Raw genomic sequence first — 20,591 nt, forward strand, 5'->3', positions numbered from 1 at the left:
CCCTGCGGGTCACGGCGAGGACGACGTGGCCTCGTTCTGGTTCGAAGCCGCGTCGCGCGGTGTCGGCTGGGAGCCGAGCAGGTCGAGGAGGACGAGGGCGTCGTGCTCGGCGGTGTCCGGCGCTGCGTAGTAGGTGACGAGACGGTGGCCGGGGGTGCCCTCCAGCTCCATGGTCTGGTAGCCGAGGGTGAAGTCGCCGACTTCGGGGTGGTGGAAGGACTTGCGGCCGTGGGCGCGGCTCTTGATGTCGTAGCGCTCCCACAGGCGGACGAACTCGGGGCTCTTCAGCAGGAGTTCACCGACGAGCCGGGTCAGGTCGGGCGCGTCCGGGTCGGTGCCCGCGAGTGCGCGCAGGCGGGCGACACAGCCGCGGACCTGGGTGGCCCAGTCGTGGAAAAGGGTGCGCGCGGCGGGGTGCAGGAAGACGTACCGGGCGAGGTTGCGCTGCCGGGCGGGCCACTCCTCGATGCCGGCGAGCAGTCTCAGTCCGCCGGGGTTGGCGGCGAGCAGGTCGCCCGTGCGGCTGACCACGTGGGCGGGGTTCGGCCGCAGACTCTCCAGCAGCAGCTTCACGCCCGGCCGTACGGTCCGGCTGGGCGCTGGCGCAGGCTCCGGGGCGATACGGGCGGCGATCACGGCCAGCGTGCGCAGGTGCTCGTGTTCGTCGTCCTCCAGGCGCAGTGCCCGGGCCAGGGAGTCGAGGACGGACGGACCGGGTCGGGTTTCCCTGCCGCGCTCGAGGCGGGTGTAGTAGTCGAGGCTGATCCCCGCCAGGGTGGCCAGCTCCGCACGGCGCAGTCCGGGCGTGCGGCGCATCCCGGAGGCGACCGTGAGACCGGCCTCGGCGGGGGAGATCCGCGCTCTGCGGGCGCGCAGGAAGCGCCCCAGCTCGGTGCCCCCGCTCGTGGGCTGCTCACGTGTCATGTCTTCGAGTCTGCGGTCACAAGTGACCGGCCGGTAGGCGGTTGGGAGGCCCTGTCACACCCCGGAATACCGTTCCCCGGCATTGGGGGCGCGCGTGAGAGGGCAGCGAGTCCTGCCGGGTCGCGCGGGTCGGCCCGGCAGGACTGCGCCCGTGTCTCAGACCCTGCCCGACAGGCGCCAGATCTGGTTCTTCTTCGTAGCGAGGGCGCTCGCGGGGTCGCAGGTCCACTGGTGGATCCGGGCGCCGGGAGCGGTGGAGATGTCGCTGACGTCGACGCACTTGCCGCTGTGGACGGCGACGAGTTGGTAGTCGTGGCTGTTGCCGAGTGCGGTGACGGGGTTGAGGGTGAACATCTGGTTGGTGGCGCCGCTGCAGGTGTACTGGATGACGGCGGCGTCGTCGGCGGTGGAGGCTCCGGAGACGTCGAGGCACTTGCCGCTGAGTTCGTTGACGACGGTGTAGGTGTTCGTCCGGCCCGACACCGGCTTGAGGTCGAGCATCTGCTGGTAGCCGCCCTCGCAGTTCCACTGCTGGTACTGGGTGCCGTTGGCGGTGCTCAGGTCGGTGTCGTCCAGGCACTGGCCGCTGTTCTGGCTGACGGCGACCGTGGACACGGTGGTGTCGGACGGCGGGAGCAGGGTGACGGTGTAGCCGTCCTTGGCGTTGCTCCAGGGGAGGCTGACCGAGGCCGCGTTGTTGCTGACCGTCAGGGTGGTGTCGGAGATCGTCTCCGGGCCTGCCACCGCGGCGCCGTTGTTGTAGGGGACGCGCTGGACGACCGCGCGGACCTTGCCGCTCTCCACCACCGAAGTCGTGTTCAGACCGGTGAGGTTGACGGTCACCGTGCCGGTGTTGCCGTTGCTGCCGAGCAGGATCTTGGCGTTCTTCGCGGAGTTGTCCTTGGTGGCCAGGCCGTCGGTGCCGGAGCCGGGGACGAGGTTGACGATGTTGCCGGTCTGGGAGCCGTAGTAGCGGTACATGAACCACTCGCCCAGCGGCAGGTACTGGCCTGCGCTGTTCTTGGTGAGCAGGTTCGCCTCGTTGTCGTGCAAAGCGGTGCCGGAGGCCCAGTTGCCGCGCAGGCCGTCGGCGCCCGCCCGCTCCAGGCGGCCGATGAACCAGGCGCCGCCGCCGGGGTTCTGCTGGGAGAGCGCGGCGTACTCGTTGATCTGGTACGGGCGGGTGTTGGTCAGTCCCGCGGCGGCGAGGGTGGAGTTGGCGCCGGCGACGCCCGGGACGGGGTCGGCGGGTTCGTCGTGCCAGCTGTAGATGTCGGGGGCGACGTTGTTGGCCTTGACGTAGTTGAGATACGTGGTCCACCAGCTGTTGGAGGAGGTGGGCTGGCCGGCGATGCTGGGGCCGACGATGAGCTGGCCCGGGAACGCCGCCCGGACGCGGGCGTAGAACCGCGACCACATCTGCAGGTACTGCGCCTGCGAGGCGCCCCAGAAGCCGCTGCCGTCGGGCTCGTTCCACAGGTCCCACTGGACCGTCATGTTGTTGGCTTTGACGTCGCCGATGAGCTGGGTGACGAAGTTGTCGAACTGTGTCCAGTTTCCGTTGTCACCGGGCCAGCCCACGTGGGTGGTGCTGTCGGCGCCCCACAGGTCGTGCGGCAGGATCACGAAGGTGCCGCCGAGGGCGGCGGTGCGCTTGTACTGCGCCAGGGTCGAGTTCCAGCGGGTCTGGTACTCGGCGAGGCTGGTGGCGTAGCCGCCGCTGTTGAGCTGGGCGCCGCCGGCCCGCATGAAGTGCCACTTGATGTCCTTGAAGAAGTGGTCCTGCGGGAGCGAGCCGTTCGGCGTCATGCCGTAGATCATTCCGGAGGCGCGGTAGGTGGGGGCGCCCCCGGCGGTGGCGAAGTCGACGGTGACGCTGGTGTCGGCGGCGTGCGAGGAGGTGGCGGGGAGCAGGCTCGCGGCCAGGGTCGTCAGCAGGACGGCGGCGGTTCTGAAAAGTGGGCGTGGTGAACTCAGGTACATGTGCGGCTCTTTCACCTGGGGAGGGAGGGGGAGGTTCGCTCGCTACTTCTCGGCGAGCGGGGTGACGGCGATCCGGTCGATGACCGGTGCGTACGGGGAGCGCTGGTCGTACTGGTTGTAGGTGTCGCCGTTGAAGTCGGGCAGTTCGGCCGCGGTGAAGGAGAGCCGGTTCGCGCCCTTCTGCAACGTCACCGGGACGGTCAGTTCCCGGAAGTCGTCGAAGTGGAAGGTCGTCGGGAACAGCACGCGACGAGCCGGTCCGCCGTTGACCGAGAGGTCGGCGTGGCGGGCGATCGGGTCGGGGTTGTAGTGGGTGGCGGGCGCCTGTTCGGCGTTGGAGTAGCGGATGGTCACAGCGTGCCGGCCGGAGTGCTTGGCGACGACGTCGACGGTGAGGGCGTTGGCCTTGCCGTCGCCGACATCGGTGACCGCCTTGCCGCCGGACGCGAAGGTGTAGGCGTCGGTGACCTTGGCGGCGCCCGTCAGCGCCCCGTCCTCGGCCTGGTACACGTCGGTGGTCAGAGCGCCGCTGGAGGACATGACCCGCACCCGGTCCAGCACGAGTTCGTGCGAGGCACCCGTGACGGTGATCTTGTTGATGCCGCCGGACAGGAACATCCGGACCCGGTCGGTGCCCTTCTTGCCGCCCCCGACCTGGGAGACGTGGAGCTTCTCGCCGTTGAGGGACAGGTTCGCCCGGCCGCCGCCCAAGTGGTTCACGGACACGGTCGATTCATGGTCGGTGGGGGAGTAGACCCAGAAGGTCGCGGAGTCGCCCTTGCCCAGCGGCACAGCGCCGGGGCCGGAGGTGCCGCGGTGGGTGTAGCTGGGCTGCGTTCCGGAGAGCGTGGCGTACTCGGCCTCGTAGACCGCCGGCGCGGTGACGTGCTCGTCCCGCAACGACAGGTCGACCTTGTCGATGATGGCGTCGCCCTTGGTGACGCCCAGGTCCGCGTCCTTCGCGGCGAGCGTGATGCGGTGCTTGCCCGCGGTCAGCTTCACCGTGGTGTCGGTGTGGCCCCAGACCACCCACTTGTAGCCGAGCGGCAGCCGCAGCTCCTGCGGGTCGTTGCCGTCCACGCGCAGGAAGACGTTGGTGGGCCCCTGCTCCTTCACCAGGCCGTACAGGTTGTAGGAGTTGGCGAACACACTCAGGTCGTACGTGCCGTCCTTCGGTACGTCCACGTCGAAGCCCAGCATCCCGTCGGAGCCGGTGCGCAGGCCGCCCACGTTGTAGGCACCGGAGGTCGCGAACCTGCCGACGTTCGAGGGCGTGCCCTCGGGGCCGTTCTTCGAGTAACCGCCGCCGGTGTAGGCGGCGTTCTCCGCCTCGTACGTCTTGCGCCAGCTGACGGAGGGGTCGTCCGGGACGCCGCCGTTGCCGCCGGGGGAGAGGATGACCTGGTAGGCCGACATCTCGTTCATGCCCGTCATGGGGAGCGTCACGGTGCCGTCCGTGCCGACCGCCAACTCCTCGTCCGCAAGCCGCAGCGGCTGCGCCGAGTCGCCGACCTGGCCGGTCCAGGGGATCTCCTGGACGGTGGCGTGCACCGTCCCGCCGAACAGCTTGGGGTCGATGTTCTTGAAGACGACGTTCGCGTCGCCGCTCCTGCCGCCGAAGATCGCCCTCGACTGCTTCTTGCTCTCGTCGAGCGTGGCGACGCCCTGGAGGGTGTACTGCTGGTTGGGGTGCGGGGCGGTCACCTCGACGGTGTGGCCGGACATCTGGCCGTAGGCGTTGAACAGCCACCACTGGCCGTTGCCCTTGTTGGCCTCGACGGCCGAGTCGTTGAGGTTGCCGTCGATGTTCCAGTACGCCAGGTCCGCGTCGATCTTGGACTCCTCGATGGCGGAGACCCACTGCACGACCTGGCCGGGCACGGAGAGGTGGTAGTTGTGGCCGTACTCGTTGACATTGATCGGCAGCGGGCCGACGCCGACGTCCTTCTCCATCTGCCGGTACTTCGCCACGTTCGTGCGGACCGCGGCGGGCGACGACAGCTCGTGCCAGGTCATCACGTCCGGTACGACGTCGTTGGCCTTGGCGTACTGCAGGAAACCCTTCACCTGGTCGTAGAGGACGCTGGTGTTGGGGCCGGCGATACGGGCCTGCGGGTCGAGGCCCTTGATGAGGTGGTAGACCTCCTTCCAGGCCGCGAAGTAGTACTGCGGGTCGTTCAGCCAGGACGTCTTGTTGTAGCTCCACTCGCCCGTGCCGAACATGTTCCCTTCGGGCTCGTTGAAGGGCACGAAGACGACGTGGTCCTTGTAGTCGCCCATGGTCAGGACCTGCTGGACCTGCTTCTTGATCTTCGCCTCGAAGTCGGCCAGCCGCGCCGGGCCGTCGGCGCCGGGCCACTGATAGGGGAAGCCGCGGTAGATGTCGGTCATGTAGATGTAGACGTCCTTGCCGCCCGAGTCCACGAACGGCGGCAGGACCTCCAGTGCGTCCGCCCCTGGATGCTGGGGCCCGTCCTGCGCCTTGGTCGAGACCGTACGGACGTGCATGCCCTCGACGACGTTGCGGCTGGGCGCGCCGTCGCCGTAGATCCCGTACAGCGAGCCGGAGGCGCCGCCGTGGAAGGCGCCGGTATCCGTGGCGAGGTCGATCGTGAGCTGCTCCGGTTCCGCCGCGCTTGCCGTGCCGGCGGCGGGCATGGCGAGCAGGGCGGCGAGGGCTGCTACGGCGGTGGCACCGGCGCTCGCTCTTCTGATGCTGCGTCTGCGTGGCACTGAAGTCTCCGTTGGGTGATCCGTGTCATCCCGAATACGAACCGGTTCGATCAACGCCAGGCTGGGTGTACCTGCAACTGCGAGGCCCAGCTCGGGGAATATGGCGATGACGAACGGCTCTGTCGAACCGGTTCGCCGGAAGCTAGCACCACGGGAAACAGGCCAGCAATACCTCTGACACGGATCGACGGGCTTGTTTCCGGCGGGTTGCACGAAATACGCGCAAGGCATTGACACCTGTGTGGAGTCGCTCCTACCTTCCAGTCACGCGAACCGGTTCGACAGTCGGCTCGCGCTCGAACCGGTTCGACGAAGGAGCGCCGTGAACATCGGAGAGATCGCCAAGCGGGCCGGTGTCTCGCGGAGCACCGTGTCCTACGCCCTGAGCGGCAAGCGCTCGGTGTCGGAGGAGACCCGCCGCAGGATCCAGCAGGTCATCGACGAACTGGGCTACCGGCCCAACGCCAGCGCGCGTGCCCTGGCCAACGGCCGGACCAGCACCATCGGCCTGGTCTTCCCGCCGGCCGGCAACCACTACACCGGGATGCAGCTCGACTTCATCGGCAGTGTGGTGGAAGCGGCGGCGGTTCACGACTACGACGTGCTGCTCTCACCGAGCGGCGTGGACAGCGACCGCTCCTTCCAGCGGCTGCTGGCCGAGCGGCGGGTGGACGGCGCGATCCTGATGGAGATCAGGCTCCAGGACGACCGCGTCGACCATCTCGTCGCCGAGAACTTCCCCGCCGTCTGCATCGGCCGCACCGCACGACCGCACGGTGACTGGTGGGTCGGCCTGGACCACACCGCGCTCGCGGCGGCCTGCGTCCACCACCTCGCCGATCTGGGCCACCGCAGGATCGCCTTCGTCAACCGGCCCGAGCATCTGCTCCGTGCCGGGTACGAGTCGGCGCACCGCGGGCTGGACGGCTTCACCAAGGCCGCGGCCGAGCGCGGGCTCACCGTACGCACGTACAGCTGCGGTGACGACGCCTCCTCCGGTCAGGCCTGCCTGGAGCGGATCCTGCACGACGATCCCGCCACCACAGGACTGGTCACACTGAACGAGGCCGCGCTGGGCGGTCTCTACCGGGGCCTGGCCGTGGCGGGCCGTCACGTACCGCGCGACTTCTCCGTCACCGGGGTCGTGGCTGGGCGGTGGGCGGAGACGGTGACCCCGCAGCTCACCGCGGCGGACGTACCGGCGGAGCAGATGGGGCGCCTCGCCGTCGACCTCCTCGTCGAGCAGCTCGACCATCCCGACGCGACCCCGCGCCACCACCTGCTCGCGCCGCCCATCTCGCTGCGGGCCAGCACCGGGCCCGCCCACGTACTCCCGGGACCCGGGTCCGAGTGAACAGCTGACCCCGAACTCCCCCGACCTCGCACACTTCTGACTCCTCGACACCATCACCTCGGCGGCCCGTAGTCCTCGTGGACCATCCACGCCGCTCCTTCACCGGCCCTGCACGGCCGGACATCTCCCGACCTGCCTCTCTCTTCGGCATGCCCTTGCCCAAAACATGCCGACATCCCAAAGGAACGCGACATGAACAGACTTGCCGGCCGGCGGCTCACCGCCGCGACCCTGACCGTCGTCGCCCTCGTCACGGGCTCCACCGCCTGCTCCTCCGGCGACAGTTCGTCCGCGAACGGGTCGGGCAGCGGCACGTACACCATCTGGGACCCCTACCCGCAGTTCGCCAAGGGCTCGGCGTGGGCGAAGCTGCTCGACGGCTGCGGCAGCAAGGCGGGCGTGAAGGTCAAGCGGACCGCGTTCGACACCAGCGACCTGCCGAACAAGGCGCTGCTGGCGGCCCAGCAGGGCAACTCCCCGGACGTGCTCATCGTCGACAACCCCGTGGTGTCGACCCTGGCCGAGGCCGGCATCCTCACCACCACCGAGGACAACAAGCTCGACACCTCGAAGGCCGACCCCAACCTGCTCGCCGCCGGCCAGTCGGGCGGGAAGACGTACGGAACGCCCGTCGGCGCCAACACCCTCGCCCTCTACTACAACAAGAAGGTCCTCAAGGCCGCGGGCGTCGACATCGCCTCGGTCAAGGACTGGCCGTCGCTGACGGTGGCACTGGAGAAGGCCAAGAAGGCGGGCAAGAAGGGCATCACCTTCTCCGCGATCGGCACGGAGGAGGGCAGCTTCCAGTTCCTGCCGTGGTTCTGGGGTTCCGGCGCGAAGCTGACCCAACTCGACTCCTCCCAGGGCGAGTCGGCGCTGTCGCTGTGGAACGACTGGCTGAAGAAGGGCTACGCCCCCAACTCGGTGCTCAACAACACCCAGACGACCAGCTGGCAGGAGTTCGCGACCGGCGAATACGCCTTCGCCGAGAACGGCACCTGGCAGCTCGCCAACGCCAAGAAGGCGGGCCTCGACTACGGCGTCCTGCCCATCCCGGCCGCCACCGGCGGCAACGCGGCGGCCCCGACCGGCGGCGAGTTCGTCACCATCCCGGTCCAGGACAAGACCGACCGCTACGCCACCTCGCAGAAGCTCGTGTCCTGCCTGACCAGCAGCGAGAACCTCCTCGCCACCGACACCACGCTCTCCTACGTGGCCCCGACGAGTGAGGTGCAGGACAAGCAGGTGGCGGCCAACGACGAGTTGAAGCCGTGGGTCGACGCGGTCAAGGCGGCCAAGGGACGCACCAGCGACGACCTCGGCACCAAGTACCCCAAGATCTCGGAGCAGATGTGGAAGGCGGTCCAGTCGGCCCTCAGCGGGGCGAAGTCCCCGAAGGACGCGCTCGCCGCGGCCCAGGACGCCGTCAAGTAACGGAAGCACAGGGTCTGTTGATGAACCGCACCACACACCCGCCGGACCGCCGGCCCGCGCTCGACCGGACCGGGGCGGCCACCGCCGCCCCGCCCCCGGCCCGCACCGCGCGCCGCCGCCCCACCTCACAGCAGTGGGCCGCCTGGGCCTTCCTCACCCCGGTCACCCTCTACCTCGCCCTCTTCTACGCCTATCCGCTCTACCGCAACCTCGACCTGAGCCTGCGCAACTACACCGTCCGCTCCTTCGTCCAGGGCGACGCGCCCTTCACCGGCCTCGCGAACTACCGGAAGGTCTTCGACGACCCGACCTTCGGCCCGGCGCTCACCCACACCGTGGTGTTCACCGTCGTCTGCCTGTTCTTCCAGTACGCCATCGGACTGGCCCTCGCGGTCTTCTTCAACCAGAACTTCCGGCTCTCCGCGACCCTGCGCGCCCTGTTCCTCGTACCGTGGCTGCTGCCTTTGATCGTGTCGGCCTCCACCTGGTCGTGGATGCTCAACAGCGACTCCGGCATCGTGAACACCGCCCTGCACGCCATCGGCATCAGCCCGGTGAACTGGCTGACCTCGCCGTCCTGGTCGCTGACCTCGGTGATCATCGCCAACATCTGGATCGGCGTCCCGTTCAACCTGGTCGTCCTGCACAGCGGGTTGCAGGCGATCCCCAGCAGCCTGTACGAGGCCGCCGCCCTCGACGGCGCCGGAGCCTGGCGGCGCTTCTGGCACATCACCTTCCCGCTGCTGCGCCCGGTGTCCGCCATCACCCTCCTGCTCGGCCTGGTCTACACACTCAAGGTCTTCGACATCATCTGGATCATGACCAAGGGCGGCCCGGCCGACGCGTCCACCACCTTCGCCACCTGGTCCTACCAGCTCGGCTTCGGCAACCTCCTGCCGGCCTTCGGCCCCGGCGCCGCCGTCGGCAACCTGCTCGTCGTCGCAGCCCTGGTCTTCGGCCTCGTGTACCTGCGGGTCCAGCGAAAGCAGTACGCCTCATGACAACCGTCACGAACGCACTCCGCCCGCGCCGGGGACGCAGCACCTGGTGGAAGACGGCCACCGGACTCCTGCTCACCGCGGTCATGCTCTTCCCGGTCTACTGGATGCTCAACGTGTCCTTCACCCGCGAGCAGGACATGCGCAAGAGTCCCCCCGACCTGCTGCCCCTGCACGGCACACTGGAGGGCTACCGGGCCGTCCTGGACCAGCAGTTGCCCTACCTCGGCACCAGCCTGGTGATCGGCATCGGCACGGTTGTGCTGACCGTGGCGCTGGCCGCCCCCGCGGGCTACGCGCTGGCCAAACTCCGCCCACGCGGCGGCGGCGTGCTCAGCTTCCTCTTCCTGGTCGCCCAGATGATCCCCGGCATCATCATGGCGATGGGCTTCTACGCCATCTACCTCAGCCTCGGTCTGCTCCAGTCGGCGCCCGGCCTGATCGTCGCGGACTCCACGCTGGCCGTCCCCTTCGCCGTACTGATCTTCACGGCTTTCATGTCCGGCATCCCGGGCGAACTGCTCCAGGCCGCTCAGATGGACGGGGCCGGCCCCGTGCGCACCTTCCGGTCGATCGTCCTGCCCATGAGCCGCAACGCCATCGTCACGGTGTCGCTGTTCGCCTTCCTGTGGTCCTGGTCCGACTTCGTCTTCGCCAGCACCCTCGCGGGCGGCGGCGCACACGAGCCGATCACCCTCGGCATCTACCACTACATCGGCAACAACAACCAGCAGTGGAACGCCATCATGGCCACCGCCGTCGTGGCTTCGCTGCCGGCCGCGGTCATCCTCGTCCTCGCCCAGCGCTACGTCGCCGCCGGCGTGAGCGCCGGAGCCGTCAAGGACTGATCCCTGCGCTGATCGCCGGTAATTCCTGCTCAAGAAACGAGTAACGCTTGATGACCGCCGCCCGATCCGGCCCGGCCTTCTCCTTCCATGACATTCCGTTCAGCACGCACGGCTCCTGGTTCGGCATCTCCCCCGTGCTCGCGGAGAAGACGCGCGCCGAAGACCTCCATCTGGTCTCCCACCAGAACGGCATGCACCCGGTCCTGCGCCTCGTGCCCCTCGACCCCACGACAGGTGAGCGGACCGAGACCGCTGTGACGCCGACACCGAGTCTGCTCAGCTGGACCCACGGGGGAGGACGGATCGACCTCGCCTACGCATCGCCGGACACCGTACGCCTGCGCGGTGAAGGAACGAGCCTGCGCGTCGCAGCTGCGGCGCGGACGCTGACACCCTTCACGGGCACGTACTTCTACCGGGACCCGGTGGACGGGGCGTACGTCTTCACCTCGTACGAGACCGGCCGCCGCTACCGGGTGACCGTGCTGTCGGGAGTCGTGAGCGATGTCTGCGGAGGCCAGGCCCTGGGCAGTGCCGAGCGCGGTGTCACGATCGGCGCGAAGGCGGGCGGGACCTGGGAGGCCGCCATCGAGGAACTCGACAGCGCACGGCGCCCCTACACAGCCCGGACGACGTTCGACGCGGTCGTGACCGCTGCGGAGCAGGCCTTCGCCGACTTCGTCGACATGGTGGCGCCCTGGCGCTCGTCCCGTACCCCGGCCGCCGAACTCGCCGCCTACGTCGTCTGGTCGGCGGGGGTGGATCCGGTCGGCTTCGTCACCCGGTCCGCGGTGCTGATGTCCAAGCACTGGATGGACAAGGTCTGGAGCTGGGACCACTGCTTCAACGCCCTTGCCCTGGCGCCCGGACTGCCCGCGCTGGCGTGGGACCAGTTCTCGCTGCCGTTCGACCACCAGGACGAGAGTGGGGCCCTGCCCGACTCGGTGACCCACTCAGAAGTCCTCCGCAATTTCGTCAAACCGCCCATCCACGGCTGGACCCTGGGCCGGCTGCGCCGACGGCTCGCCGAGCCCCTGGGCCGCGAGGAACTCGCCGACGTCTACGGCAGGTTGAGCCGCTGGACGGAATTCTGGCTCACCGCGCGCCGAGCGCCGGGCGCTGCTCTGCCCCACTACCAGCACGGCAACGACAGCGGCTGGGACAACGCCACGACCTTCGACCCCGAGCGCGTCGTCGTCACCGCCGACCTCGCCGCGTTCCTCGTCCTGCAACTACACGAACTCGTCGTCCTGGCAACGGAACTCGGTCTCGCCGAAGAGGCGCGGGAGTGGCAACGCCTCGCCGAGGGGACTCAGGCGGCCCTGCTCGACGAACTGTGGACGGGGGAGCGGTTCATGGCGCGCGGCGTCGGCAGTGGCAGCACCTGGAGCAGCTCCAGTCTCCTCGACCTGATGCCGATCGCCCTGGGTGAGCACCTGCCCGAGGACGTCGCCAAGTCCCTGGCCACCCGCATCGAGGCACACCTGACCCCGTACGGCCTCGCCACCGAACTCCCCACCTCACCGCACTACCGTCCCGACGGCTACTGGCGCGGCCCGATCTGGGCACCCGCCACGGTTCTCGTCGAGGACGGCCTGCGCCGTGCCGGCCACCATCGCCTCGCCGAGGAGATCAGCGCCCGCTTCCGGGCGCTGTGCGAGAGACACGGCTTCGCGGAGAACTTCGACGCCCTCACCGGCATGGGCCTGCGCGACCGCGCCTACACCTGGACAGCCAGCAGCTACCTCCTCTTCGCCGAGGCATACGAACTCCGAAGCCGCGCTTAAGGAGCGGGTGCGAGGGCGCGGTCGGCGAGGAACCCCGTCGAGGGCGGGGCCCCGCGGGGACCCCACCCTGACTGTCGGGCTCAGGCCGGGTACGGCAGACCGGCCTCCGAGGTGCCGGCGGGCCAGGTGTACACGGTTGCGTCCGGGCCGCCGATCCGCAGCTGCCACGGGTGCGGGCTGTCGGTGGTCACGTGCAGGCGGTCGCCCCGGCGGCGCAGCTGGAAGCGGGCCGTCTCACCGGGGCCGTCGGTGCGGGGGATCACCACGGTGTGCTCGGCGCCGTCGGCGAAGGCGTGCACCCGCAGTTCGACGCCGTCCGCCCATGCGGAGACCGGGTGCTGATCGTCGGCGGCCATCGGGATGACCGAGTCCGGGCGGGCCAGCAGCGGCAGGGTGTGGAAGCCGTGCTGCTCACGGGCCCAGCGCGGACCGGTGACCTGAGCACCCGTCAGCACATTCGTCCATGTGCCTTCCGGCACGTAGTACTCGACCGTGCCGTCCTCGGTGAAGACCGGGGCGACGAGCAGGTCGTCACCGAGCATGTACTGCCGGTCGAGGGTGGCGGCGGTCGGGTCGTCGGGGAACTCCAGCACCATGGCGCGCATCACCGGGACACCGGTGCTGTGCGCCTGCTGCGCGGCGCGCTGGAGATACGGGGCGAGGCGGTGCTTGAGCAGGGTGAACTCGCGCGTGACGTCGACGGCCTCCTCGCCGTAGTCCCACGGCACGCGGTACGACTTGCTGCCGTGCAGGCGGCTGTGCGAGGAGAGCAGCCCGAACTGCACCCAGCGCTTGAACACGGCCGGGGTCGGGGTGCCCTCGAAGCCGCCGATGTCATGGCTCCAGAAACCGAAGCCGGACAGGCCGAGGGAGAGTCCGCCGCGCAGCGACTCGGCCATGGCGCCGAAGTGGGACTCGCAGTCGCCGCCCCAGTGCACCGGGTACTGCTGACCGCCCGCCGTGGCCGAGCGGGCGAACAGCAGCGCCTCGCCCTCGCCACGCTCTTCCCTCAGCAGCTCGAAGACCGCCTGATTGAACAGGTGGGTGTAGTAGTTGTGCATCCGCTCGGGGTCGGAGCCGTCATGCCAGACGACGTCGGTGGGGATGCGCTCGCCGAAGTCGGTCTTGAAGCAGTCCACGCCCTGGCCGAGCAGCGTCTTCAGTTTCCCGGTGTACCAGTCGCGCGCGGCCGGGTTGGTGAAGTCCACCAGGGCCATGCCTGCCTGCCACAGGTCCCACTGCCATACGCTGCCGTCGGGGCGGCGTACGAGATGACCCTCGCGCATGCCCTCCTCGAACAGCGGGGACTTCTGCGCGATGTACGGGTTGATCCAGGCGGAGATCTTGAGGCCCCGCTCCTTGAGCCGCGCCAGCATGCCTTCGGGGTCGGGGAAGGTCTCGGAGTCCCAGTCGAAGTCGCACCACTGGTAGCCGCGCATCCAGAAGCAGTCGAAGTGGAAGACGCTCAGCGGGATGCCGCGCTCGGCCATGCCGTCGACGAAGCGGTTGACGGTGGCCTCGTCGTAGTCGGTGGTGAAAGAGGTGGTCAGCCACAGGCCGAGCGCCCAGGCCGGGGGCAGCGCGGGACGGCCGGTGAGCGCGGTGTAGCGCGCCAGGATCTCCTTCGGGGTCGGGCCGTACACGACGAAGAACTCCAGTGACTGGTCCTCGACGCTGAACTGGACCTGCCCGACCGACTCGGAGCCGACCTCGTAACTGACCTTGCCGGGGTGGTTGACGAAGACGCCGTAGCCGCGGTTGGTCAGGTGGAAGGGGATGTTCTTGTAGGCCTGTTCGCTGCTGGTGCCGCCGTCGGCCTGCCAGATGTCCACCGTCTGCCCGTTCTTGACGAACGGGGTGAACCGCTCACCCAGTCCGTACACCGACTCCCCTACGCCCAGGGAGAGTTGCCCGAGCATGAAGTGCCGGCCGGCGGCGTCGGTGACGAAGCCGGTGCCGCGCTCGTTCACGGAGGTCAGCATCCGCCCGCCGGCGGTGAACTCCAGGTGCCACGGCTGGGAGGTGTCCACCCGCAGCGACAGCTCACCCGCACTGAGCTCGACCACCGCGCCGTCCCGGCGAACCTTTCCCGCATCCGGTTGCGCACCGGGCAGCGCGAACTCCGGCGCCCGCCGCACCGAACCTGCGTGGTGGGTGGCACGTACCCCGATCACGCCCTCGGCGGGCGACCAGCACTCGACCGTCAGCAGCGCGCTGTTGAGGATGCCGGCGCGGCGGTCGACGTGCTTCACCGGCGCGTAGAGGGTCATCCGGTGCTCGTCGGCCCGGACGTCCGCGACCTCGGTGGCGTAGCACGCGGTGACGCCCGGACGCATCAGCCAGTAGCCGTCGGTGAACTTCATGGGGTGGTTTCCTCCGTCCGCGCGCGATGCGCGGTGATCAGGCCCCGGTACCAGTGGTAGCTGTCCTTGGGCGTTCGGGTCAGCGTGTCGTAGTCGACGTGGACGAGACCGAAGCGCTGGTCATAGCCGCGCGCCCACTCGAAGTTGTCCAGCAGCGACCAGGCGTAATAGCCACGCACGTCCACCCCGGCGGCCACAGCGGCGGCGACAGCGGCGAGGTGGTCCGTGAGGTAGTCGATCCGCTCGGTGTCGTGGACCCTGCCGTCGGGGCCGACGGTGTCGGTCTCGGCGGAGCCGTTCTCGGTGATCCAGACCGGTGGAAGGTGCGGGTAGCGGGCGTCGAGTCCGCAGAGCAGCTCGGTGAGCGCCTCCGGGACGACGGGCCAGCCCATGGTGGTGTGCCGGGTCCCGTACGGGTCCAGCTCGGTGACACCGATGTCCACGGCGGTGCGCACTTCGGGGTCGGCCTCGCGGTGAGGGGCGGCGGCGACCGTCACGGGGCGGTAGAAGTTGACGCCGAGGAAGTCCAGCGGGGCGCCGATCAGTTCCAGGTCGCCGGGCAACCGCCAGGCACCGGCGGCGAGACCGCCCCAGGTCTCGTCCTCGTGCTCCGGGTAGCGTCCGGCGAGGAGCGGCTCGGCCCAGACCTCGTTGTGGAGGACCTCGGCCCGGCGCAGGGCGGCCCGGTCCTCGGGGAGGCCGGAGGCGGCGTGGATGCGGTCGAGGTTGAGGGTGACTCCGATCTCGCGGGCACCCGCGGCGCGCAGCGCACGTACCGCGAGGCCGTGGCCCACCAGCAGGTGGTGGGCGGCGGCCAGCGCGCCGCGGCCCTCTTCGGCGCCGGGTGCGTGCCGCCCCTCGGCGTAGCCGACGAAGGCGGAGCAGTACGGCTCGTTGAGGGTGATCCAGCGCTCCACCCGGTCCCCGTAGCGCTCGGCCGCGAGGGCCGCGTACTGCGCGAACGCCTCGGCGGTCTCCCTGACGCGCCAGCCGCCGCGGTCCTCCAGGGCCTGGGGCAGGTCCCAGTGGTAGAGCGTGACCGCGGGGGTGACACCGGCGGCCAGCAGACCGTCGATCAGCCGGTCGTAGAAGTCCAGGCCCTTGGCGTTGACCGGACCGGTGCCCTGGGGCAGCAGCCGGGGCCAGGCGATCGAGAAGCGGTAGCCGTCGACGCCGAGCCCGCGCAGCAGGCCGATGTCCTCGCGGGAGCGGTGGTAGTGGTCGCAGGCGGCGTCACCAGTGGCGCCGCCGAGAGTGCGGCCAGGGGTGTGGCTGAAGGTGTCCCAGATGGACGGGCCACGGCCGTCCTCATCGTGGGCGCCCTCGATCTGGTAGGCGGCGGTCGCGGCTCCGAAGCGGAACCCGACGGGCAGTTCGGGGAAGGGGAATGGGCGCACGGCGGGCCCGGATGCGTCGGACAGGGTGTTCAGAGCTCCATCGCCGGGCCGCGCCGGTGCGGCCAGGCAAGTCGGGCGGGCGAGTTGGTGACCCCATGAGGAACCCATGGGAGGGACACCTCAACGAGCGGGAGAGATATCAGTAGGTGAAGCGCTTCGACGCTGTCACCACCCAAGATGTGATGTCAATGCCCAGCGAGGAAGAGGGCTCCATTGTCTGTTGCCCTCTTGCTCCGCCAGAAATTCCTCATTAACTTGCGTGATCAGGTGAAGCGCTTCGACGATCCGATGAGGGGCGGCGCCACCCTCACCCACCACGTGACCAAGTCCGGTACGTCCGTGACCGGTTCGACCTCCGGACACCCACCACCTCCCCGTCCCGGCCGCCGGGATCAACGACCGGATTCCGGCGGCCGGGACCCATCCGTCTCCTTGAGGGCTTCACATGACTGATCTGCCCGCGCGCGTCCTGTTCGGCGCCGCCTACTACCACGAGTACCAGCCGTACGAGCGGCTCAAGACCGACCTCGACCTCATGGCGGAGGCGAAGTTCACCGTCATCCGCGTCGGCGAGTCGGTCTGGTCCACCTGGGAACCGGAGAACGGCCGGTTCGAACTCGACTGGCTGCAACCCGTCCTGGACGGATCCCACGATCGCGGCATCTCCGTCGTCCTCGGAACTCCCACCTACGCGGTGCCGCCATGGCTGGCCCGGCAGTACCCGGAGATCGCCGCCGAGGACGCCACCGGGCGCCGCGCCGCGTGGGGCGCCCGGCAGGAGGTCGACTTCACGCACCCGGCCTTCCGTTTCCACGCGGAGCGGGTGATCCGCGCGATCGCGGCCCGCTACGCCGGCCATCCCGCGGTCATCGGTTTCCAGGTCGACAACGAGCCGGGCCCGCGACTGCCGCACAACCACGGAGTCTTCCAGCGCTTCGTGGACGACCTGCGGCAGCGCTACGGCGATGTGGAGACCCTCAACCGGGAGTGGGGGCTGGTGTACTGGTCGCACCGGCTGTCCACCTGGGCCGACCTGTGGAAGCCGGAGGGCAACGCGCAGCCGCAGTACGACCTGGCCTGGCGGGCGTTCCAGGCCCGGCAGACCACCGAGTTCATCGCCTGGCAGGCGGGCATCGTGCGCGAGTACGCGCGGCCCGGCCAGTTCGTCACCACGTGCCTGGCCTACGGCTCTCCCGGCCTGGAGGACGACGGAGCTCACCGACAGCCTGGACATCACCGCGGGCAACCCGTACTACGACATGCAGGACAGCCTCACCATGCCCGAGCCGCCGCGCGAGAGGCTGCCGGGGCAGTGGATGGCGTACGGGGCATGGGCGCTGCACCAGAGCGCCGACCGGATCTACTCCTCGCGCCAGGAGCCGTTCCTGATCACGGAGACCAACGCCCAGGCCATCGGCGGCACTTCGGACAACCGGCCCGCCTTCGACGGCCAGTGGCGGCAGGCCGCGTGGGCGCTGGTCGCGCGCGGGGCCCGCATGATCGAGTACTGGCACTGGCACACGCTGCACTTCGGCGCCGAGACGTACTGGGGCGGGATCCTCCCGCACAGCGGACGACCGGGTCGCGCCTATGGTGAACTCGCCCGTCTGGGAGCCGAGTTGGAGCGGGCCGGGGACCTGGTCGCCGGGATCACACCGGACGCGGACATCGCGATGGTGTATTCGGCGCCGAGCAGATGGCTGATGCAGAAGTATCCGCCGCTCGCGGGCCCCGACGGCGGTCCGGACGGGGGTGCGTACGAGGGCATCTTCGAGCCGTTCTACCGGGGCGCGTTCGAGGCGGGGCGCCAGGTACGGATCCTGCACGCCCGACAGTTGCACGACCCACGCGGCGAACGCCCCGGCCTGACACCGCAGTCGGCGGCCGAGCTGCACCCCGTGCTCATCGCTCCCGCGCTGTACGTGGCGGACGACGGCATGCTCGACTGGCTCGGCGCCTACGCGGAGGCGGGCGGCCACCTCGTCCTCGGTCCCCGCACCGGCTACGGCGACCATGAGGCGCGGGCCCGCCACGAGGTGACACCGGCGCGACTGGCCCGGGCCGCGGGCGTCCGGTACGACGAGTTCAGCAACCTGCACGCCGACCTGCCGCTGCGCACCGCACCGGACAGCCCGCTCCAGCTGCCCGCCGACGCGGTGGCCACCCGTTGGGTGGAGGGCCTGGCCGTCGAGGACGCCGACGTCCTGGCCGAGTACGACCACCCGCACTTCGGGCGCTGGCCCGCCGTCACCACCCGCCGCCACGGCGCGGGCCGCGTCACCTGCGTGGGCACCGTGCCCGGCCGCGATCTGGCCCGCGCGCTCGCCGCGTGGCTCGCGCCCGCCCCATGCAGCGGCTGGCAGGGCCTGCCGGACTCGGTCACCGTCGCCACCGGCACCGCCCCCGACGGCCGGCGCGTCCACGTCGTCCACAACTGGAGCTGGCAGCCGGCCACCGCCCAGGCCCCGGTGGACCTGACCGACGCCCTGGACGGCAGCGTGGTCCCGGCCGGCACGCCCGTGACGCTCGGTGCCTGGGACGTCCGCGTCCTCGCCGCCGCACCGGGGTCCGCCGCGGCGGTTGAGTAGAACGCGGGCCACAAGAGGCCGAGTCCGGCACCGAAGCCTTCCGGTGCCGGACTCCCGTGCACATGGACGGGGTCGATGCGGACCTCAGACGGAGAAGGCGACGCGCGCGAGCCGCACCGTGCCACGCAGCCCGAGGCGGACGTCGTGCACACCGGCCGGCACGGCAACGGAGGCGCTCACCGTGGCGTAGTCGTAGGGCCCGGCCGTACCCGGGGACAGCGTGAGCTCTGCCTGGACGTTTCGTAGTCGGTGGTGTTCATGGCCGCGATCATGAGGTCGGGGATGGGGCCGAACAGGCAGGCGCCGTTTCCGTCCGCGGCCTCGTAGGCGGGGCCGATGCCCCGGTAGTTGGGCAACCAGGGCGAGGGCCGGGCGGTCAGGATTCCTGGACAGCCGTACCGGTGACGGAGTCTCCGGACTTCGTGACCTTGTACTTCACTTTGGCGCCGCTGTGGAAGTGGAAGGTCAGCGTCGCCGCTTCGCCGTCACGCAGTGCCTTCAGGAATTCGGGGGTCAGGATGATCGTGCCGTTCGGGTAGTCCGGCGAGAAGGCCGCGTTGAACTCCTGGTACGGAGTCCAGCTGGTCTGGCCGGCGTTGCTGCCGTCGGCGTACGTGGACTCCATGGTCGCCAGCAGGTCGCCCTGGTACTTCGTGGGAAGGGTGAACGAATCGGGTGTGCCCGTGGCGTTCGACAGCACCGGCGTGTCATAGGTGACCACGTCGATCTTCCAGGGCAGGCCGCGGGAGAACCGGGCCTGGAGCGTCGCGTTGACCCCGTAGTCCCGCTCGCCGGTCAGGTGGGTCAGCGCCTGCGCCGTGAGGGTGAGCCGATCCTTGAAGACGGTGTAGTCCTTGCCCGGGACAAGCTTGGTGTCGCCGTTCCACAGACCCTGGAACTTGGTGCCGTTCAGGTTCAGTGTGAGCGACTGGGCCGTGATCCGGCTCGACTTCGCCACGAAGACCTTGTCGAAGGAGGCGGTTCCCGAGCGGGTGGTCCAGCTCGACTTGATCCAGGCGAACAGGGCGGGGTCCCGCCACTTCAGGGTGTCCCGGTTCAGGTAGGCGAAGGGGTCCCACAGGGCGGTGGTGACGCCGGCCTGGCGCGCCGCGTGTCCGAGGTGCTCGAAGTACTTCAGCGCCTCACCCCGCTCGACGCGGTCGGGATGGAAATGGTCGGGCCAGCTCAGCAGGCCGTACTCGCCGAGGTAGACGGGGATGCCCCTGGCGACGAAGGTGTCGTGCATGCGGGCGAAGGCGTCGGTCAGGTCGTTCTGGGGGGTGGCGTCGTACCGGGTGCCGCCCGCGATGTTCACGCTGAACGGGTACCAGCTGTAGTAGTGCACGGTGGCGACCAGGTTGCTGTCGTGCAGCGCGCTGATCGTCGTGTACAGGTCGTCCATGAGGTCCTGTGAGGGAGTGCCGCCCTGCGTGGTCAGGACGAGCAGGCGGCCCTTGTTCGCGCCGCCCGAAGAGCGGACGATCTCGTGGAACGAGGTGTTCAGCTCGTTCATGAACTGGGTCTTCTGCGCCGCCGTGGCGTTGTCGAAGCCCGGTTCGTTGATGCTCTCGAAGAGCAGGGTGCGCGGCTCGTCCCGGAACGTCGCGGAGATCTGGGTCCACAGGGCGTCGTAGCGGGCGAGCACGTTGTCGTGGTCGGTGGAGATCTTCGAGACCCACTGCCATGAGTCGTGGTGGACGTTGAGCACGACGTAGAGGTTCTCTGCCTGTGCCCAGTCGACCACCTCCTTGACACGGCTCAGGTACGCGGCGTCGACGGTGTAGGGCGCGGTGGTGGACTGGCGTGCGCTCCAGGTCACCGGGATGCGGACGCTGTGGAAGCCCTGCGCCCGGATGGTCTTGAACAGCTCCCTGGTGGCCTTGGGGTTGCCCCAGGACGTCTCGTCCGGAATCGCGTCCAGGGTGTTGCCCAGGTTCCAACTGGGCTGCATCGCGGCCACGGCGTCCTTGGCACCGGCCGGAACCTTGACCGTGGCGCTTGCCTGCTGTGCCGTGCCGTCGGTCGCGGCGAGCGCGGTGCTGCCGGACAGTCCCAGGACGACGAGCAGCGCCATCAGCAGGCCGGCCAGGCGGCCGGATCCGCGGCCGCGCTGGTGTGCGGGTCTCCGTATGTCCTTCATGTGTCATGCCTTTCGGTCGGTGGTGCGGGTGATCCGGTCCCT

At 69.5% G+C, this 20,591-nt stretch carries 11 protein-coding genes and 1 pseudogene; 6 read left to right on the forward strand and 6 right to left on the reverse strand.

Annotated features, from left to right (window positions below; all coding sequences use genetic code 11):
• Positions 1-9: 9 nt before the first annotated feature.
• The 3 genes from AB5J56_RS39260 to AB5J56_RS39270 form a co-directional block, all read right to left on the reverse strand.
• Positions 10-924: a helix-turn-helix transcriptional regulator gene (locus AB5J56_RS39260; RefSeq protein WP_369240260.1), complete on the reverse strand. Its 915-nt coding sequence runs from the start codon at positions 922-924 to the stop codon at positions 10-12.
• A gap of 156 nt (positions 925-1,080) precedes the next feature.
• Positions 1,081-2,907, reverse strand: coding sequence for an RICIN domain-containing protein (locus AB5J56_RS39265; RefSeq protein WP_369240262.1), 1,827 nt, complete (start codon positions 2,905-2,907; stop codon positions 1,081-1,083).
• A 42-nt stretch (positions 2,908-2,949) separates the two neighbouring features.
• Positions 2,950-5,640: a cellulosome protein gene (locus AB5J56_RS39270; RefSeq protein WP_369240264.1), complete on the reverse strand. Its 2,691-nt coding sequence runs from the start codon at positions 5,638-5,640 to the stop codon at positions 2,950-2,952.
• A 322-nt stretch (positions 5,641-5,962) separates the two neighbouring features.
• Between AB5J56_RS39270 and AB5J56_RS39275 the strand changes: the two genes are divergently transcribed.
• The 5 genes from AB5J56_RS39275 to AB5J56_RS39295 all read left to right on the forward strand — a co-directional run bounded on the left by AB5J56_RS39275 (position 5,963) and on the right by AB5J56_RS39295 (position 12,061).
• Entirely contained in the window at positions 5,963-6,994 is a 1,032-nt protein-coding gene (locus AB5J56_RS39275; RefSeq protein ID WP_369240266.1) for a LacI family DNA-binding transcriptional regulator, read from the forward strand.
• Positions 6,995-7,186: 192 nt separating this feature from the next.
• Positions 7,187-8,428, forward strand: coding sequence for an extracellular solute-binding protein (locus AB5J56_RS39280; protein ID WP_369240268.1), 1,242 nt, complete (start codon positions 7,187-7,189; stop codon positions 8,426-8,428).
• Between the two features lie 20 nt (positions 8,429-8,448).
• Positions 8,449-9,429 carry a carbohydrate ABC transporter permease gene (locus AB5J56_RS39285; protein WP_369240270.1) on the forward strand — a complete coding sequence of 327 codons (981 nt, stop codon included), beginning with the start codon at positions 8,449-8,451 and terminating at the stop codon, positions 9,427-9,429.
• Complete coding sequence (locus AB5J56_RS39290) at positions 9,426-10,274, forward strand: carbohydrate ABC transporter permease (RefSeq protein WP_369240272.1); 849 nt, start codon at positions 9,426-9,428, stop codon at positions 10,272-10,274. The genes AB5J56_RS39285 and AB5J56_RS39290 overlap by 4 nt, the downstream gene beginning before the upstream one ends.
• 50 nt (positions 10,275-10,324) lie before the next feature.
• Positions 10,325-12,061 carry an amylo-alpha-1,6-glucosidase gene (locus tag AB5J56_RS39295; RefSeq protein WP_369240274.1) on the forward strand — a complete coding sequence of 579 codons (1,737 nt, stop codon included), beginning with the start codon at positions 10,325-10,327 and terminating at the stop codon, positions 12,059-12,061.
• A gap of 80 nt (positions 12,062-12,141) precedes the next feature.
• Here AB5J56_RS39295 and yicI read toward each other — a convergent pair whose 3' ends face one another.
• Together yicI and AB5J56_RS39305 are read right to left on the reverse strand one after the other, a co-directional pair.
• Positions 12,142-14,424, reverse strand: a complete 2,283-nt coding sequence (gene yicI / locus AB5J56_RS39300) for an alpha-xylosidase (protein WP_369240276.1) — start codon at positions 14,422-14,424, stop codon at positions 12,142-12,144.
• Positions 14,421-15,821 carry a GH1 family beta-glucosidase gene (locus AB5J56_RS39305; RefSeq protein ID WP_369240278.1) on the reverse strand — a complete coding sequence of 467 codons (1,401 nt, stop codon included), beginning with the start codon at positions 15,819-15,821 and terminating at the stop codon, positions 14,421-14,423. The genes yicI and AB5J56_RS39305 overlap by 4 nt, the downstream gene beginning before the upstream one ends.
• Positions 15,822-16,266: 445 nt before the next feature.
• Here AB5J56_RS39305 and AB5J56_RS39310 point away from each other — a divergent pair.
• Positions 16,267-18,409: pseudogene (locus AB5J56_RS39310) on the forward strand (beta-galactosidase).
• Positions 18,410-18,785: 376 nt separating this feature from the next.
• On the opposite strand, the gene AB5J56_RS39315 reads toward AB5J56_RS39310, so the two are convergent.
• Entirely contained in the window at positions 18,786-20,549 is a 1,764-nt protein-coding gene (locus AB5J56_RS39315; RefSeq protein WP_369240280.1) for a cellulase family glycosylhydrolase, read from the reverse strand.
• Positions 20,550-20,591: the final 42 nt, after the last annotated feature.

Source organism: Streptomyces sp. R21 (genome assembly GCF_041051975.1).
Taxonomy (GTDB): domain Bacteria; phylum Actinomycetota; class Actinomycetes; order Streptomycetales; family Streptomycetaceae; genus Streptomyces.